Source organism: Arthrobacter sp. UYCo732, from assembly GCF_040547265.1.
Lineage (GTDB): Bacteria > Actinomycetota > Actinomycetes > Actinomycetales > Micrococcaceae > Arthrobacter.
Window position 1 is genome coordinate 145,029 of sequence record NZ_JBEPPJ010000006.1, and the last position, 16,810, is coordinate 161,838.

Annotated in this window: 14 protein-coding genes; 8 read left to right on the forward strand and 6 right to left on the reverse strand. The window is 65.5% G+C overall.

Translation table 11 applies throughout. The features are described 5' to 3' along the window. Positions 1 to 153 precede the first annotated feature (153 nt). The 8 genes from ABIB45_RS11170 (at position 154) to nagA (ending at position 9,839) form a co-directional block, all read left to right on the forward strand. The gene (locus ABIB45_RS11170) at positions 154 to 1,776 is read left to right on the forward strand and encodes an ABC transporter substrate-binding protein (protein ID WP_354215925.1); all 1,623 of its coding nucleotides are present in this window, start codon (positions 154 to 156) and stop codon (positions 1,774 to 1,776) included. Between the two features lie 163 nt (positions 1,777 to 1,939). Further along, complete coding sequence (locus ABIB45_RS11175; protein WP_354215926.1) at positions 1,940 to 2,896, forward strand: ABC transporter permease; 957 nt, start codon at positions 1,940 to 1,942, stop codon at positions 2,894 to 2,896. A 3-nt stretch (positions 2,897 to 2,899) separates the two neighbouring features. Then, a complete protein-coding gene (locus ABIB45_RS11180) occupies positions 2,900 to 5,035 on the forward strand; it encodes a dipeptide/oligopeptide/nickel ABC transporter permease/ATP-binding protein (protein WP_354215927.1) in 2,136 nt (711 codons plus the stop codon). A gap of 8 nt (positions 5,036 to 5,043) precedes the next feature. Next, on the forward strand, positions 5,044 to 5,847 hold the full coding sequence (locus tag ABIB45_RS11185; RefSeq protein WP_354215958.1) for an ATP-binding cassette domain-containing protein: 804 nt from the start codon (positions 5,044 to 5,046) through the stop codon (positions 5,845 to 5,847). A 38-nt stretch (positions 5,848 to 5,885) separates the two neighbouring features. Next, complete coding sequence (locus ABIB45_RS11190) at positions 5,886 to 6,803, forward strand: dihydrodipicolinate synthase family protein (protein WP_354215928.1); 918 nt, start codon at positions 5,886 to 5,888, stop codon at positions 6,801 to 6,803. Between the two features lie 90 nt (positions 6,804 to 6,893). Continuing rightward, positions 6,894 to 7,841 (forward strand): ROK family protein, encoded by a 948-nt coding sequence (locus ABIB45_RS11195; protein WP_354215929.1) that lies wholly within the window; start codon positions 6,894 to 6,896, stop codon positions 7,839 to 7,841. A gap of 58 nt (positions 7,842 to 7,899) precedes the next feature. Next, on the forward strand, positions 7,900 to 8,583 hold the full coding sequence (locus tag ABIB45_RS11200; RefSeq protein WP_354215930.1) for an N-acetylmannosamine-6-phosphate 2-epimerase: 684 nt from the start codon (positions 7,900 to 7,902) through the stop codon (positions 8,581 to 8,583). Next, positions 8,580 to 9,839 carry an N-acetylglucosamine-6-phosphate deacetylase gene (nagA, locus tag ABIB45_RS11205; RefSeq protein WP_354215931.1) on the forward strand — a complete coding sequence of 420 codons (1,260 nt, stop codon included), beginning with the start codon at positions 8,580 to 8,582 and terminating at the stop codon, positions 9,837 to 9,839. Before ABIB45_RS11200 ends, nagA begins: the two co-directional genes overlap by 4 nt. Positions 9,840 to 10,160: 321 nt before the next feature. Here nagA and ABIB45_RS11210 read toward each other — a convergent pair whose 3' ends face one another. From ABIB45_RS11210 to ABIB45_RS11235, 6 genes are all read right to left on the reverse strand, one after another. Further along, a complete protein-coding gene (locus ABIB45_RS11210) occupies positions 10,161 to 10,928 on the reverse strand; it encodes a glucosamine-6-phosphate deaminase (protein WP_354215932.1) in 768 nt (255 codons plus the stop codon). 96 nt (positions 10,929 to 11,024) lie between these two features. Then, positions 11,025 to 11,756 (reverse strand): FadR/GntR family transcriptional regulator, encoded by a 732-nt coding sequence (locus tag ABIB45_RS11215; protein WP_354215933.1) that lies wholly within the window; start codon positions 11,754 to 11,756, stop codon positions 11,025 to 11,027. Positions 11,757 to 11,885: 129 nt separating this feature from the next. After that, on the reverse strand, positions 11,886 to 12,689 hold the full coding sequence (locus ABIB45_RS11220) for an alpha/beta hydrolase (RefSeq protein WP_354215934.1): 804 nt from the start codon (positions 12,687 to 12,689) through the stop codon (positions 11,886 to 11,888). A 151-nt stretch (positions 12,690 to 12,840) separates the two neighbouring features. Further along, positions 12,841 to 13,668: an IclR family transcriptional regulator gene (locus tag ABIB45_RS11225; protein WP_354215935.1), complete on the reverse strand. Its 828-nt coding sequence runs from the start codon at positions 13,666 to 13,668 to the stop codon at positions 12,841 to 12,843. A 123-nt stretch (positions 13,669 to 13,791) separates the two neighbouring features. After that, complete coding sequence (locus ABIB45_RS11230; protein WP_354215936.1) at positions 13,792 to 15,060, reverse strand: aminopeptidase P family protein; 1,269 nt, start codon at positions 15,058 to 15,060, stop codon at positions 13,792 to 13,794. Between the two features lie 56 nt (positions 15,061 to 15,116). After that, on the reverse strand, positions 15,117 to 16,508 hold the full coding sequence (locus tag ABIB45_RS11235; protein WP_354215937.1) for an MFS transporter: 1,392 nt from the start codon (positions 16,506 to 16,508) through the stop codon (positions 15,117 to 15,119). Positions 16,509 to 16,810 lie beyond the last annotated feature (302 nt).

Sequence of the window (16,810 nt, forward strand, 5' to 3'; positions counted from 1 at the left end):
TGCGAAGGTGAGACTGCGTCCGGGGAACCCCTGCCGGAAGTGAGAGAGCGTCGGACAACTGGAGCTTGACGTGAAGCTGTGATGACGCTTACAGTCGACATACGAGCTCGGACGTCCTACATCCGATAAACCTTCTGGAATGGCGAGGCCCTCATGAACAACATCACCAAGAACCTGCCGCTGGTCAATGACGCCAGCCGCCGGAACTTCCTCAAGCTGACCGGCGCCATGGGCGCTGCTGCAGCCTTCACCGCCTCTGTCGCCGCGTGCGGCAGCCCTGCAGCTACCACCACCGGCAGCTCAGCGAGCGCTGCGGCAGTCAACAAAGACCTCACCATCGAGGCGGGCATCTCCTACGCCCTCTCCACCGGCTTCGACCCTCTGAGCTCCTCCGGCGCCACCCCGATGGCCGCCAACCTGCACATCTTCGAAGGCCTCATCGAGCTGCACCCGGCCACCCGTGTGCCGTACAACGCGCTGGCGGCATCGGACCCCAAGAAGGTCAACGACACCACCTACCAGGTGACCATCCGCGAGGGTGCCAAGTTCCATGACGGTACCCCTGTCACCACCGAAGACGTCGCCTTCTCCTTCACCCGCGTGATGGATCCGGCGAACAAGTCCCTGTTCTCGCAGTTCATCCCGTTCATCCAGGACGTCAAGCCCGTTGATGCCAAGACGGTTGAGTTCACCCTCAAGTACGCCTTCCCCGGCTTCGGCCCCCGCATCTCTGTGGTCAAGGTCGTCCCCAAGGCCTTGGCCACGGACCTCAAAGCCTTCGACGCCAAGCCCGTCGGCACCGGCCCCTACAAGCTCATCTCCGCCGCCAAGGACGACAAGATCGTGTTCGAGGCATTCGCCGACTACAACGGCCCCAAGCCGGCACTGGCCAAGGGCATGACCTGGCTCCTGCTCTCGGATGCCGCTGCCCGCGTCACGGCCGTCCAGTCCGGCCGTGTCCAGGCCATCGAGGACGTCCCCTACCTGGACATCGACGGCCTGAAGTCCAAGGTCAAAGTTGAGTCCGTCCAGTCCTTCGGCCTGATGTTCCTCATGTTCAACTGCAACAAGGCGCCGTTCAACAACAAGCTGGTCCGCCAGGCCCTGCACTATGGCCTGGACAAGGAAGCCATCATCAAGAAGGCCCTGTTCGGCAACGCCAAGGCCGCCAGCTCCTACTTCCAGGAAGGCCACCCGGACTACGTCAAGGCCAAGAACGTGTACGGCTACGACGCCAAGAAGGCTGAAGACCTGCTCAAGGAAGCCGGCGTCACCAGTCTCGAATTTGAACTGCTCACCACGGACACCGCCTGGGTCAAGGACGTTGCGCCGCTGATCCTCGAGTCCTGGAACAAGATCCCGGGCGTCAAGGTCTCCGTCAAGAGCATCCAGTCCGGCGCGCTGTACTCCGACCGTGTTGGCGCCGGCGACTACTCAGTGGTCGCGGCCCCGGGCGACCCCTCAGTCTTCGGCAACGACGCGGACCTGCTCCTGAGCTGGTTCTACTCGGGCGCCACCTGGATGGAAAAGCGCGCCTACTGGACCGCTCCGGAGCGTGCCAAGCTGCAGGAACTGATGAACAAGGGTTCGCAGGCTGCCACAGCAGACGCCAAGAAGATCACCGGCGAAATTGTGGACCTCGTCTCCGAGGAACTTCCCCTGTACCCGATCTTCCACCGCCAGCTGCCCTCCGCCTGGGACGACAAGAAGCTCAACGGCTTCAAGCCGCTGCCCACTACCGGCATGTCGTTCATCGACGTCGGCCGCACCGCCTAAGCTGCGCTGAGAACCAGCGCATCACCCGGGGCTTCCCGGGAACGGCATCACCAACTCGACGCAGCAGAGGGGCTGTGGCCTGCTGGCCATGGCCCCTCTGGGCTGAGAAGCACCACCCCGTGACGCGGCCCCCGCGGCACAACCAATCAAACCGGAGAACAAATTGGTCACGATATTGCGTCTGCTTGGCCGCAGACTCGCAGCACTGCCATTGATGATCCTGGGCATCACCCTGCTCGTCTTCCTTGTCCTGCAGGCCGCTCCCGGCGACCAGGCAAGCTCCGCCCTCGGCGACGGCGCCAGCGACGAAGCGAAGCAGCAGTACCGCCAGGAAAACGGCCTGAACGACCCGCTGGTCATCCAGTACTTCAGCTTCCTCGGCAAGCTGCTGCAGCTGGACCTCGGCGTCACCACGCCGCCGGCAAAGTCGGTGGCTTCCATGATCGGCTCCGCGTTCCCCCTGACGCTGCAGCTGACCTTCCTGGGCGTGCTGATCGCAATCGTCCTGTCCCTGACCTTCGGCATCCTCGGCGCCCTCTACCGCGACAAATGGCAGGACCAGCTGGTCCGCGTTTTCTCGATCGCCGCGATCGCCACGCCGTCGTTCTGGCTCGGCATCCTGCTGATCCAGTGGTTCGCCCTCGGCGCCAGCCCCCTGTTCCCCTCCGGGGGAATCGCGACGCCGGAATCCGGCTTCGGCGGCTGGCTCAACTCGATGGCCCTCCCGGCCCTGGCCTTGGGCATCCCGGTCTCCGCCTCGCTGATCCGCGTGGTCCGCACCTCGATGGTGGAGGAACTGGACCGCGACTACGTCCGCACCGCCATCGGCAACGGTGTCCCCTACCGCGAGGTGGTGTCCAAGAACGTCCTGCGGAACGCCCTGGTCACCCCGGTCACCGTGCTGGGACTTCGAGTGGGCTACCTCCTCGGCGGCGCCGTCGTCATCGAAATGATTTTCGCCCTGCCCGGCATGGGCCAGCTGATCCTCAACGGCATCACCAACCTGGACGTCAACCTGGTCCAGGGCGTGGTGCTCACCATCTCCGTCACCTTCGTTCTGGTCAACATTGTGGTGGACCTCCTGTACTTGCTCATCAACCCCCGAATCAGGACGGTATAGCTCATGCGTAGCAAGCTTGCTGAACGGCTGAGTGCCCCGGGCCTCCGTTTTAAGGCCCTGCCTTGGGGCTCCCGCATCGCCCTCCTCTTCCTCATCATGATCGTCCTCGCGGCCGTCTTCGCTCCGGTCATCGCCCCGCACGATCCGCTGGAGACCTTCATCCCGGCCACCCCGCCCGGCGCCGAGAACCTCTTCGGCACCGACCGCCTGGGCCGTGACATCTTCTCCCGCATTCTCTTCGGTGCGCAGTCCTCGCTGATGATCGGCCTCGGCGCCGTCATCCTGGCCATCCTGGCAGGCGCCCTGCTGGGCTCCTTCGCCGCCACGTCCAGCAAGGCAGTCAACGAACTGATCATGCGCCTGATGGACATCCTGATGGCGTTCCCGGGCATTGCCCTGGCCGCAGTGCTGCTGGCCGCGTTCGGCAACTCCGTTCCCACCATCATTATCGCGATCGCCATCATCTACACCCCGCAGCTGGCCCGCGTGGTCCGCGCCAACGTGCTCTCCCAATACGGCGAAGACTACGTCCGCGCCGAGCGTGTGATCGGCGCAGGCCGCTTCTACATCCTGCTCAAGCACATCGTCCGCAACACTGCAGCCCCCGTGCTGGTGTTCGCCACGGTCATGGTGGCCGACGCCATCATCCTCGAAGCCTCGCTGTCCTTCCTCGGCGCCGGCGTCCAGGACCCCGCACCGTCATGGGGCAACGTGATCTCCTACGGCCGCAACCTGGTCCTGTCCGGCGGCTGGTGGGCCACCACCTTCGCCGGTGTGACCATACTGCTCACCGTACTCTCCCTGAACATCCTCGCCGAGGGCCTCACCGACGCCATGGTGAACCCGAAACTGCGCAAGGCACCTGTAGTAAAGGACGACGACGGCGCGTCGGCTGTTGTTGCCGGCGCAGCGGTGGGGGCCGGCGTCGACACCCAGATCGGGACGTCCGTGGCCCAGCCGTCAGTGGTGGAAGAGCACGAGCTCGACGGCGTGCGCGCCGCCTACGGCGACGTCCTCACCGAGGAGCACTACAACGAGGCGGCCATCCTCTCCGACCCGAAGCTGGCAGCGGCGAACCCGCACCTGCTGCTGGACAGGGAACTGGAACTGCTCTCCGCGATCGAGGCCCGGCGCACCGACCGCCTCCCCCAGGTACCGGCCGGCGCGCGCAACGTCCTGGAGGTCAGGAACCTGTCCATCCGCTTCCCGGGCCGCTTCGGCGACACCGCCATTGTGGACAACGTCTCCTTCACGGTCCGCGAAGGCGAAACCATGGGCCTGGTGGGCGAATCCGGCTGCGGCAAGTCCATCACGTCCCTCGCGGTCATGGGCCTGCTGCCCAAAACGGCGCAGGTCACCGGGTCCATCAGGTTCGACGGCAAGGAACTGCTGGATCCGGCCACCAGCCACAGCAGCATCAAGGCCTACGAGGGCCTGCGCGGCCAGCAGATCGCCATGGTCTACCAGGACGCCCTGAGCTCCCTGAACCCGTCCATGAAGATCAAGGACCAGATGGAGCAGCTGACCAAGCGCGGCGGCCGCAAGACCCCCACCGAGCTGCTGGAACTGGTCAAGCTCGATCCCGTCCGGACGCTCGCCAGCTACCCGCACGAGCTCTCCGGCGGCCAGCGCCAGCGCGTCCTGATCGCCATGGCCCTGTCCCGTTCGCCGAAGATTGTGGTTGCCGACGAGCCCACCACCGCCCTGGACGTCACCGTCCAGAAGCAGGTGGTGGACCTGCTCAACGAACTGCGCGAACAGCTCGGCTTCGCCATGGTCTTCGTCAGCCATGACCTCGCCCTGGTGGCTTCCCTGGCCCACCGAATCACGGTCATGTACGCGGGCCAGGTGGTGGAATCCGCAGAGGCTTCGGAGCTGCTGCAGAACCCGAAGCACGAGTACACCCGCGGCCTGCTCGGCGCTGTCCTGTCCATCGAGGCCGACGCCGTCCGCCTGCACCAGATCCCCGGCACCGTCCCGTCCCCGCGCGACTTCGCCTCAGGCGACCGCTTCGCCCCGCGCTCACTGCGGCCCGACGCCGACCCCAACCAGGAACTGGTCCTGACCTCTGTTTCGTCCGCCAGCGGCGGGGACGCTGACCACTACTGGGCGAGCCACCTGAAGGAGGATGCAAAGTGAGTCACTCAATGCAACCAGACTCAAAGCCGGTCATCGAGCTCAAGGACGTCAAGGTCTACCACCACGCACGTGGCGGCGGGCTCTTCCGCCCGAACATCGTCAAAGCGGTGGACGGCGTCGACTTCACCATCAGCCGCGGCGAAACCGTGGGCATCGTGGGAGAGTCCGGCTGCGGCAAGTCCACGCTCGCCTCCGTGCTCGTTGGACTGCAGACGCCGACGTCGGGCGAGGTGCTCTTCCACGGCAAGCCCGCCATCAAGCGGAACGCACACATGCGCAAGGAGTTCGGCCGGTCCGTGTCGGTGGTCTTCCAGGACCCGGCCACGGCGTTGAACCCGCGCATGACCATCCAGGACATCCTCACCGACCCCCTGCAGATCCACGGCATCGGCACCGCGGCGACGCGTGCCGCGAAGGTCAAGGAACTGCTGGCCCTGGTAGGCCTGCCGCAGTCCGCAGCCGAGGTCACGCCGTCGCAGGTTTCCGGCGGCCAGCGCCAGCGTGTGGCGATCGCCCGCGCCCTGGCCCTGGACCCGGACCTCATCGTGGCGGACGAACCGACGTCGGCCCTTGACGTCTCCGTCCGCGCCCAGGTGCTGAACCTGCTCTCTGACCTGAAGACCCAGCTAAACCTCGGCATGGTTTTCATCTCGCATGACATCCAGACCGTCCGCTACGTCTCAGACCGCATCTGCGTCATGTACTTCGGCAAGATCGTCGAACAGGGCACCGCCGCGCAGGTCTTCGACAGCCCCACCAACGACTACACCAAGAAGCTGCTGGGCGCCGCCCCGAGCCTGCTCCACATCTAGTTTTCCCCCTCATCAGCACCAACCAACGGAGAATTCACGTGTCCACTCAGTTCCAGGGCGTCATCCCGCCCGTCGTCACCCCCCGCCACGCCGACGGCAGCATCGACACCGCCTCGCTGAAGAACGTCACCAAGCACCTGCTCGACGGCGGAGTGTCCGGACTTTTTGTCCTGGGCTCCTCGGCCGAGGTCCCCTACATGACCAACGCCGAACGTGAGCTGGTGGTCAGCACCATCGCAGAGGCCAACGCTGGCGCCGTGCCGCTGATCGTGGGCGCCAATGAACAGACCACCAACCGTGTGATCGAGGAAGCCAAGAAGGTCATCGACCTCGGCGCGGACGCCATCGTGGTCACCTCCATGTACTACGCCATCGGCAACGCAGCGGAAACCGAGACCCATTTCCGCAACGTCCACGCCGCCGTCGACAAGCCGATCTTCGCCTACGACGTCCCCGTCCGCACCCACTTCAAGCTCCCCACCGACCTCCTGGTCCGTCTCGGCAAGGAAGGCGTGATCGCCGGTGTCAAGGACTCCTCCGGCGACGACGTGTCCTTCCGCCAGCTGGTGTTGGCTGCCAGGGACATCCCCAACTTCGACATCTTCACCGGCCACGAAGTGGTAGTGGACGGCGCCCTCCTGGGCGGCGCCCAGGGCGTGGTCCCCGGCCTCGGCAACGTTGACCCGCGCGGCTACCGCAACCTCTTCGACGCCGCCCAGGCCGGCGACTGGGCCAAGGCCGCCGCCGAACAGGACCGTCTCGCGGACCTCTTCGAGATCGTCTACACCCCCAACGGCCGCGTCTCCGGCGGCGCAGCGGGCCTGGGCGCCTTCAAGACCGCCCTCCAGGTCATGGGCATCATCGAATCCAACACCATGAGCGTGCCGATGCCGGCACTGAACGACGACGAGACCAAGGCAATCAAGGTAATCCTCGAACGCAACGGGCTGGTCTGAGTTAGTCGTCATCCGGTCAGCCCTGGTTTGGTTAGCCGTGCTCGGTACGCACCTCGCCGCGCTCCATCCACAACGAAAATGGGACAAGTAATGCAGTACGCGATGGGCGTTGACCTTGGCGGCACTAAAACTGCTGCCGGGGTTGTCTCGGGGGACGGCGAGGTGCTGTTTTCGGAGACCATTCCTACACGGAACCGCGCCGGGGGCGAGGCGATCCTCGATGCCACGGCTGCGCTGGTTTCTGCACTTGTTGTTCGGGCTCAAGCAGAGGGCCTGGAGATAAGCGGCGTTGGCGTTGGTTCTGCCGGTGTTATTGATGCCGGGCGCGGGGTGGTGGTTTCGGCTACGGACGCGATCCTCGGCTGGGCCGGCACGGAACTGACGGCCGGGCTGGCTGCGCGGCTGGGGCTGGTCCCGGAGGCTGTTCAGGCCGTGAACGATGTCCATGCGCATGCCCTCGGTGAGGCGTGGGCGGGTGCCGCTGCCGGGACGGCAAGCTCACTGCTGGTGGCCTTTGGCACCGGCGTCGGGGGCAGTTTTGTGCTCGACGGGCACCCGGTCCTGGGGCACCGTTATGTGGGCGGCCACGTGGGCCACTTTGCCTCGCCGTACGCATTCCACGAGGGCGCGGCGGTGCCCTGCGTCTGCGGCGGTGCCGGGCACGTCGAGGCCATCGCTTCCGGGCCCGCCATCCGTGAGACGTACGTGCGACTGGGCGGCCAGGCACCAGCGCCCGACGCCCGCAGCGTGTTTGCCCTCGCTGGCGCGAGCGACGCCATCGCCATCAAGGCTGTGGGTATCGGCGCGGGCGCGGCCGGGCAGGCAGTGGGCGGCCTCGCCAACATCCTGGACCCGGAGGTGGTGGTTGTTTCCGGCGGGCTGTCCGACGCCGGCGCCCCCTGGTGGCGTCCCATGGAACGCGCCCTCCGCGCCGAACTCCTGCCTGCCTTGGCCGGACTTCCCGTGCTCCCGGCTAAACTCGGCAACACGGCGGCCATGGTGGGCGCCGCACGCCTGGTCCTCTCCACACAGCCCTAATCCACACTCTTAAGCCACAGTCTTAATCCACACCGCCATATATCCAGAGGAACCGACCGTGATCCTGACTCCCGAAGCCCTTGAGGCCCTGCGCGGCCAACTGATCGTCTCCTGCCAGGCGTACCCGGGTGAGCCCATGCGCGATCCCCGCACCATGGCGCAGATTGCCGCCGCCGCCGAGACCGGCGGTGCCGCGGCCATCCGCGTCCAGGGACTGTCGGACGTGCAGTTCACGCGGGCGGCGGTGGAGGTTCCGGTGATCGGGCTCTGGAAGGACGGGCACGACGGCGTTTTCATCACCCCCACGCTCCGGCACGCCCTGGCCGTGGCCAACGCCGGCGCCCACGTCGTGGCGATCGACGGCACCCGCCGCCAGCGCCCCGACGGACTGACCTTTGCCCAGACAGTGGCCGGCATCCACGCCGAATCCCACGCGCTGGTCATGGCGGACTGCGGCTCGTTCGCGGACGCTGCCGCCGCCGTCGAGGCCGGAGCCGACCTGATCGGCACCACACTGTCGGGCTACTCCGGCGAGCGCCCCAAAACAGTCGGACCGGATTTGGATCTGATCGAACAGATCGCCGCGGCCGGCTTCGGGGTACCCCTGATCGCCGAAGGCCGCCTCCACACCCCCGCCCAGGCGCGGCAGGCGCTCGACGCCGGTGCGTTCGCCGTCGTGGTCGGCACCGCCATCACGCACCCCACCACCATCACCGGGTGGTTCGCCGAGGCCCTGAAGTGACTCCGCCGCCGGAACAAACACAGCCACATCCCGCTGGCTCCAGGACGTACCTGCTGGCCGGCACGGTCCTGACAGACGGAATGACTCTGGACAACGCGGCCGTGGTCGTGGCGGATGGCCGCATTGCGTATGTTGGCCCGCGCGCAGGCCTGGATGAATCGGCGCTCCCCGGGGCGGAAGAATTGGACCTGCCGGCAGGCAGCATGATCCTGCCCGGCCTGGTTGACCTCCACTGCCATGGTGCGGCCGGCGGCGAGTTCCCCAGCGGCGACAGCCAGGCCGCGCGGACCGCAGTGGACTTCCTGCACCGCAGCGGCACCACCACGCTGCTGGCCAGCCTGGTGACCGCTGAGCGCGCGGATCTGCTGCATGCGTTGGGAACACTCAGGCCGCTCGCCGACTCAGGCCTTATTGCGGGCATCCACTCCGAAGGGCCCTTCCTGTCCCACGCCCGCTGCGGCGCCCAGGATCCACGGTTCCTGCAGGAGCCCGACGTCGAACTGCTGGGCGAGCTGATCGAGGCTGGCGGCGGGCACCTGCGGACCATGACCTACGCTCCAGAACTGCCGGGCGCCGACGCCGTGGTGCGGCTTCTCGCTGCGCGGGGGGTGACGCCGTCGCTGGGTCACACCGATGCGGATGCCCGCACAACGGCGGCCTCCCTCACCCACGCGGCGGAACAGCTGGCTGCATCGGGGCAGGCGACCGTATCGCGACCCACCGTCACGCACCTGTTCAACGGAATGCCGCCGCTGCACCACCGCAGCCCCGGGCCTGTCGCCGCCTGCCTCCGGCTGGCCGAAGCGGGAACGGCCGCCGTCGAACTGATCGCCGACGGAGCACACCTTGATCCCGAGACCGTGCGCATGGTGTTCGCGCTCGTCGGGGCAGAAAATGTGGTCCTGGTGACCGATTCGATGGCCGCCACCGGCCTGCCCGACGGCGACTACGAGCTTGGCCCCCAATCCGTGTCCGTCAGCGGCGCGGTAGCGCGGCTGCAGAGCACCGGAGCACTTGCCGGCGGAACGGCCACGCTGCTCGATGTTGTGCGGCGGACCATCAAAGCCGGGGTGGACCCGGCTGCTGCCGTTCGGTCCGCCACCGCTGTTCCGGCGGCGATCATCGGCCGGCAGCAGGACATCGGGAGCCTCCGCGCTGGCCTGCGAGCGGACGTCGTGGTGGTGGACAGCGACTTCCGCCGGGTACTGGTCCTACGTGGGGGGCGCACGTTGGGGCGTCCCGCCGTCGGACTTTAGACGCCACCGGACGCTAGCAACACACCATAGGACGCTCACTTACTTCCTGCAGGTTTTTCCCAAACCCTCTCTCAATCGTCACCGCTTTACACGGTCGCACACGTTCGTGTCGCTAGGGCGGCTCAGCCGCCAAAGCGCAGGATGAGCACCAGACTGATCAGCCCGAGCACGCCCACCCCCCCCCCGTTACCCGGCAGCCTCGTTGTAAAACAAAGAGCCCAGGGGCAACGTCGAGTAAGAGAGCGTCTGCAAAAACGCGCAGAAGTGAGAGAGCGTTCCACGGCTTCTGCGACTGGCCGGCATAAAGCACCGGCCCCGCGCTCAGACGCCCGCGGTCGCACCCGCGACGCGCACGGCGACCTGGCTGCTTCCCGGCGCCAGCTTCGCAGCAGCGGCTTCGTCGGCCACCACGGTCACGTGCGGGTGCCGCTGGAGGATCGATGCCGGGACGTCGGTTGTGACGGGTCCGTTCAGGGCGGCGGCCAGGATGCCGGCCTTCTCTGCGCCGCTGACCACAAGCAGGAGGTGCCCGGCTTCCATGATGGTGCCCAGGCCCTGGGTGATGCACCGGGTTGGAACTTCCCCAGGAGTGCTGAAGTACCGGGCGTTGGCCTCGCGGGTGCGTTCCGTGAGCACCTCCACGCGGGTCCGGGATTCCAGGGTGGAGCCGGGCTCATTGAAGGCCAGGTGCCCGTTGTGGCCGATGCCAAGGATCTGTACGTCGATGCCGCCTGCGGCGGCGATGGCGGCGTCGTAGTCGGCGGCGGCACGCTCGGGGTCCGCGGCACTGCCGTCCGGAACGGCAACGTTGGCGGGGTCCAGCTGCAGCCGTTCCGTCACTTCACGCCGCACAACTTCGGCATAGCTTTCAGGGTGGCCGACGGGCAGCCCCACGTACTCGTCCAGGGCAAAGCCGGTGACGGCGGACATGTCCACCGTGTGGCCGGCCAGCGCCTTGTATATCGGCAGCGGCGAGCCTCCTGTGGCCAGGCCCAGGACGGCGTCGGGCTTGCTTCGGATGACGGCGGCAAGGATCCCGGCGGCAACGGAACCGGTGGCTGAGGCGGTAGGCACTACGAAAATTTCCACGTCAAAGGCACTCTCTACGAAAAAATCGGGCAGGACTGATTCCGCCCGGGGTTACGGACGGCGGCGGAAGAACGGAACCAACAGGCGGCGGCCGCACTATCGGGCCGCGACCTCCTTGAGTTTCAGGCGGATGCCGTCAAAGTGGCGCTGCAGACGTTCGGAGGCCAGGGCTTTGTCCTTGTTGGCCACGGCCTCGTAGATGTCCCAGTGGTCCTGGGCCTGCTGTTCGAGGTTGACCGGACCGGTGCCGAGAGCCAGGTGGATCTTGCGGTACACCTGCCAGAACACGTCCATCAGGTTGGTCAGCAGCTCATTGTTAAGGGGAGCGTACAGGCGGCGGTGGAACTCGGCGTCGTGCACGTAAAGGTGATCACCCTTCTTGGCTGCGGCCTCCATGGCTTCCATGGTGGCGCGCAAATCCGCCAGGTGCTGGTCGGTGAGGAGGTCGATGGCGGAACCGATCAGCCCGGATTCGAGAGCCTGGCGCACATCGATGAGTTCCAAGGCTTCTTCCCCCTTGTGGCGCAGGGACAGCCGGCAGCGGAAGGTCAGGCCGGAGACCAGGGCGCTGAAGTTGTTGGGCGCCACGAACATCCCAAACCCGTGCCGGATCTCGATGACGCCGAGGGCCTGGAGCACTTTCAGGGATTCGCGGACGGTGTTGCGCCCTACTCCCAGTTCGGCGGAGAGTTCGCTTTCGGTGGGCATTGCATCGCCGACGTCGAGGCCGCGCTCCAGGATGAGGTCCATAATCCGCGTCTGCAGGGCATGCGAACGGAGCTGCGCGCTGAAGCGGGCGGGCGATACTTCTTGCGATGCAGTGGCCACCGGGGTCTCCTCCTTGCCGCGCCGGGCGGCAACGCCTTGTATTACTCATCAAGGGTAACAGGAGATGGGACGTCCAATGTCTAAATATGACGCACCTAATTCGTGCAGCTCGTCCGCATGGTCCCGAATCTATCCCAGAAGGGTACGGACAAGCTCGCGGCTCGTCCGGTAGGCGGGCGTTTTGGGGTCAATAAGGGCGTAATGGTCGCCGGGAACTTTGACCAGCCGCGTGTCCATGTTTGCTGCTTTACCTGCTGTGACGTAGGATTCGGACTGGCTCGGCGGAACAGTGTCATCGTCGGTTCCGTGGACCGCAATTACGGGCACCGCCAGCGGCAGGGTGGTCATCGGGTCCGCGTATTTGTGGCGGAGGGGATATTTCGACGACGGCCCACCCAGCAGGTTGCTCACCGCACCATTGCTGAGGTTGAGTTGCTCTGCCTCGGCGAGGTTGAGGAGCCCGGACTGGCTGACGACACCGGTCAGGTGCACCGAGGTCGCATCCTGCCGGCGCGGGACTTGGCGGTCCGCATCCGGCATTCCCAACTGCGCGAGCTTGCCCCGGCCCGCAGCCCAGGCAGCGAGATGCCCGCCGGCCGAGTGGCCCAGTGCCACCACCGGGCCCAGGTTCAAAGCGTGTGTGGCGGCGAGATCCTGCAGCTTGTCGATGCCTGCCAGGACGTCGATGAACGTGTTCGGCCACCCCCCGCCGCTCCCGGCCCGCCGGTATTCAAGGTTCCAGGCGGCCATGCCGTGCGCGGCCAGGTCCTTGGCGAGCGGTTCCCCCAGTTCGGCACCATACTGCGAGCGCCAGTAGCCACCGTGGATCACCACCACCACGCCGCGGTGCTCGCCGCCGTCGGGCAGTTCCGGCAGGAAAAGCTCGCCCCACTGGCTGGGATCCACGCCGTACCGGTACCTGTGCCGCTTCACGCCATCCCCCTTGATCCCCGATGAACACGCTGCAACTGAACTTCCAGCTGCCGCCGTTGCCGCGCCCGCCAGCGCCCGCAACACAAACGCGCGACGCCGCAGCTCAGCCATGTGGCTTCGTTGCATTAAGTGGGAGAGCGTCCTGGGGTGCTTAGCGGCTGGCACCGGGCGCACTCCCGCCCAACCGCGCGGTGACCTTGTCCGCCGCCGCCATGCAGGATTCGCCGAGGGTCTGCAGACGCTCTTTGGAGACCCGGAACCGTGGGGCCGGGATGAGCACGGCTGCCACTAAGTTGCCGCGGTGATCGTAGACGGGGGCGGCCAGGCCTACTTCGTCCAGCGAAGACTCCCCGTAGTTGACGGCCCAGCCTCGGCGGACGTCATCCTTGAGGCGGAGCAGGTATCCCTCGAGACTGGTCTCATCCAGCCCCGGATACCTGATGGCCCCGCTGAGCAGGAGGGAACGCACGCGCTCCTCCGGCTCGGTTGCCAGGAACACCTGGACCGAGGCACTCAACGCGTCGCTGTATCGCGCCCCCAACGGCGCGGTGTGTTTGATCTGGTGGCGGCTCGCGATCTGCTCCACGCAAATGGACTCGTTGCCCTCCCACATCATCAGGGCGCTGGTTTCCCCCGTCAGTTCGGTGAGTTCGCGCAGCACCGGATAGGCGACGCGGCGCTCCTCCAGTTCGGCAAGAAGGGGACCGGCGACGGCGATCAGGCCGAGTCCCAGGCGGAAACGGCGGGTGTCCTCATCCCGTTCCACCAGGTTTTCCTGTTCGAAGGTTGCCAGGATGCGTGACACAGTGCTTTTGTGCAGGCCTACCCTGTTGGCGATTTCTGTGACGCCCAGCAACGGCTCGTCGGCGGTGAATGACCGCAGGACGGCGATGGCGTTCTCAATGACTGAGGCACCCTTGGTATCGCCCTTGCCGTTGGTATCACTGCCACTGGTATTAGTGGATTTTGGTGTGGTCATGGTGCTCACTATCATTGCGCATAGCCAGCGGAAAGCGGCGCCACGTCAGGCGCGGCGCCGCTTCCCACCGGGTGGCTGCACTTTCCGAAACCGGGTTTTCGACAAGCTCAACCACCGGAGGCGTTAAGCTCCGATGATGTTGTATTCCGGGCCGAACGGGAACTTGGTGATGTTCTCGGCCCCGTCTTCGCCCACCACCAGGATGTCGTGCTCGCGGTAGCCGCCGGCGCCCGGCTGGCCGTCCAGGACGGTGATCATCGGTTCCATGGAGACCACCATGCCCGGCTCCAGCACGGTGTCGATATCCTCGCGGAGCTCCAGTCCGGCTTCCCGGCCGTAGTAGTGGCTGAGGACACCGAACGAGTGGCCGTAGCCGAACGTGCGGTTCGCCAGGAGGCCGTGGCCGACGTAAATCTCGTTGAGCTCGGCGGCGATGTCCTTGCAGACCGCGCCGGGCTTGATCAGCTCCAGGCCGCGCTTGTGGACCTCAACGTTGATGTTCCACAGTTCCAGCGAGCGGGCATCCGGTTCGCCGTAGAACAGGGTCCGCTCCAGGGCGGTGTAGTAGCCGGAGGTCATCGGGAAACAGTTCAGGGACAGGATGTCGTGTTCCTGGATCTTGCGGGTGGTGGCCCAGTTGTGGGCGCCGTCGGTGTTGATGCCGGACTGGAACCACACCCAGGTGTCGCGGATCTCGGAGTCCGGGAACGTCCGGGCAATCTCGTGGACCATGGCCTCGGTGCCGATCAGGGCGACCTCGTATTCGGTGATGCCGGCCGTGATGGCGTTGCGGATGGCTTCCCCGCCCAGGTCACCGATCCGGGCACCGTGCTTGATGACCTCGATCTCCTCGGCGGACTTGATCATGCGCTGACGCATGGCGGCCTGGGCCACGTCCACCAAGGTGGCGCCGGCGAAGGCGGCCTGGATCTTGTTGCGGTTGTCCAGCGGCAGCGAGTCATCCTCGACACCAAGGCGGCGCGGGTTGATGCCGCGGGTGCGCAGGACTTCCTGGATCGCGAAGATGTAGTTATCCCGGCGCCAGTCCGTGTAGATGATGTTATCGCCGAAGCTCCGGCGCCACGGCATCCCGGCGTCAATGTTGGCGGTGACGGTGACGTTGTCATCCTTGGTGACCACCATGGCGTAGGAGCGGCCGAAGGTGGTGAAGAGGAAGTCGGAGTAGTACTTGATGGAGTGGTAGCTGGTCAGGACGACGGCGTCCAGATCCTTCTCTGCCATGATGCGGCGCAGGCCGGCGAGCCGGCGCTCGAACTCGGTGTCTGAGAACGTCAGGCTGACCTTCTCGCCGTTCTTGAGGACCTTGAGGCGCTCCAGTTCGGCGACGGTGGTGGCGTTCTCGGTGGTGGCGTTCTCGGTGCTGATGGTCATCGTGACGATGCCTTTCTCTAATGCGTTGTTGAGCTGGAAGTGGTTGGAAAGATTGACTATTCGTGCCGCAACGGCTCTTTGCAGGTTTCCTTGGAGAGAGCCACGGCGATCAGGGAGACGACGGCGGCGCCAACCAAGTACCAGGCCGGAGCCAGGACGTTGGCTGTGGCCGCGATCAGCAGTGTGGCCATGAAGGGGGCTGTACCGCCGAAGAGTGCATTGGAGAGGTTGAAGCTGACGGCGAAGCCGCTATAGCGGACCCGGGTGGGGAACATTTCGGCCAGGAAGCTGGGAAGCGTTCCGTCATTGAGGGTGAGCATCGCGCCCAGCAGGATCTGGACAAGCACGATGACCAGGAAATTGCCCGTTCCCAGCAGCGCGAAGGCGGGCACGGTCAGCAGGATGAAGGTGACGGATGCGCTGATCAGCACCTTCTTGCGTCCGTACCGGTCCGAGAGCATCCCCGTAAGGAAGATGAAGCCGATGTAAGTAACGAGTGCAATGGTGGTGGCGAGGAATGATTCGGTGGCGCCGAGGCCCAGCTCCGTGGACAAGTACGTGGGCATGTAGCTGAGGATGACGTAGAATCCGACGGCGTTGAGCAGCACGGCCCCGACGGCCTTGAGCAACAGCCGCCAGTGGTTCCGGAACAGGCCCGACACGGGCGCCTTGATGGTTTCGTCCTCCGCTGCGAGCTCGCGGAACACCGGGGTGTCTTCGAGCTTGGTGCGGATGTAACGCCCGATCAGTCCCATCGGAGCTGCGAGCAGGAACGGTAAGCGCCAGCCCCAGCTGTGCATTGCGTCGGTGCTAAGCAGGACTGTCAGGAGGCCTGCAAGCAGGGAGCCGAAGAGCAGGCCTGCGGCGGTGCTGGCGGGAACCACTGCGGCGTATAGGCCGCGTTTGTTGGCTGGAGCGTATTCGACCAGGAAGGCGGAGGCTCCGGCGTACTCGCCGGATGCGGAGAAGCCCTGCGCTACGCGGATGATTAGAAGCAGGATCGGTGCCCAGATGCCGATTGTGTCGTAGCCGGGGATCAGGGCGATGCAGAACGTGGCCCCGGACATGATCAGGATTGAGAGGGACAGTGCGGTGCGTCGGCCGACTTTGTCGCCGATGTGGCCCCAGACGAACCCACCGAGCGGGCGCACGAGGAACGAAATTGCAAATAGTGCGAAGGTCAGCAGAAGCCCGGTCTGGGGGTTGGATTCAGGGAAAAAGACTGTGGCGATAGTGACGGCGAGGTAGCCGTAAACGGCGTAGTCGAACCATTCAACGAAGTTGCCGATGAAGCTGGCCGCGATGACCCTGCGGCGCGTTTCCTTGCTGACGGCACTGTCAGCCGGTTCGAATTTCTTTCCGCTCAGTGCACTGCGGCTCTCATGTGGGCCGTCATGCTCCGGGTTTGCGCCTCCCGGGAGGAGGGGGGATGAAGTTTCGTTACTCATTTGTCCACCAAATTTGTTGGGGTTGCAATAAGCGCAACGCTGTTGCACCAGATTATGCGTGATGGACGCCACAGTCAATGGTTTCTTTTCGGATGTTACCGCGGGAAAGTCGCCGATTCTTTTCAGTTGCCTTGAATTGAGCAGGGCGCGCGCCGGGCGCGATCCCATTGAAATTGAGCGTCCTGGGGTTGCGTTTGGCGAAGCTTCGTTGCATTGTAAGCGCATTGTCTTGGTCGGGCTTGGAGCCGCGCCTGGAGCTCTGTTGCCGACGTGCCCCGACTGGTGGCGCCGAGCGGCCCAAG

What these genes read in the sequence shown, in the direction of transcription:
- ABIB45_RS11225 (WP_354215935.1), bottom strand. Translation starts at nt 13,668, where the DNA reads ATGACCACACCAAAATCCACTAATACCAGTGGCAGTGATACCAACGGC.
- ABIB45_RS11185 (WP_354215958.1), top strand. Translation starts at nt 5,044, where the DNA reads ATGCAACCAGACTCAAAGCCGGTCATCGAGCTCAAGGACGTCAAGGTC.
- ABIB45_RS11170 (WP_354215925.1), top strand. Translation starts at nt 154, where the DNA reads ATGAACAACATCACCAAGAACCTGCCGCTGGTCAATGACGCCAGCCGC.
- ABIB45_RS11195 (WP_354215929.1), top strand. Translation starts at nt 6,894, where the DNA reads ATGCAGTACGCGATGGGCGTTGACCTTGGCGGCACTAAAACTGCTGCC.
- ABIB45_RS11180 (WP_354215927.1), top strand. Translation starts at nt 2,900, where the DNA reads ATGCGTAGCAAGCTTGCTGAACGGCTGAGTGCCCCGGGCCTCCGTTTT.
- ABIB45_RS11230 (WP_354215936.1), bottom strand. Translation starts at nt 15,060, where the DNA reads ATGACCATCAGCACCGAGAACGCCACCACCGAGAACGCCACCACCGTC.
- ABIB45_RS11235 (WP_354215937.1), bottom strand. Translation starts at nt 16,508, where the DNA reads ATGAGTAACGAAACTTCATCCCCCCTCCTCCCGGGAGGCGCAAACCCG.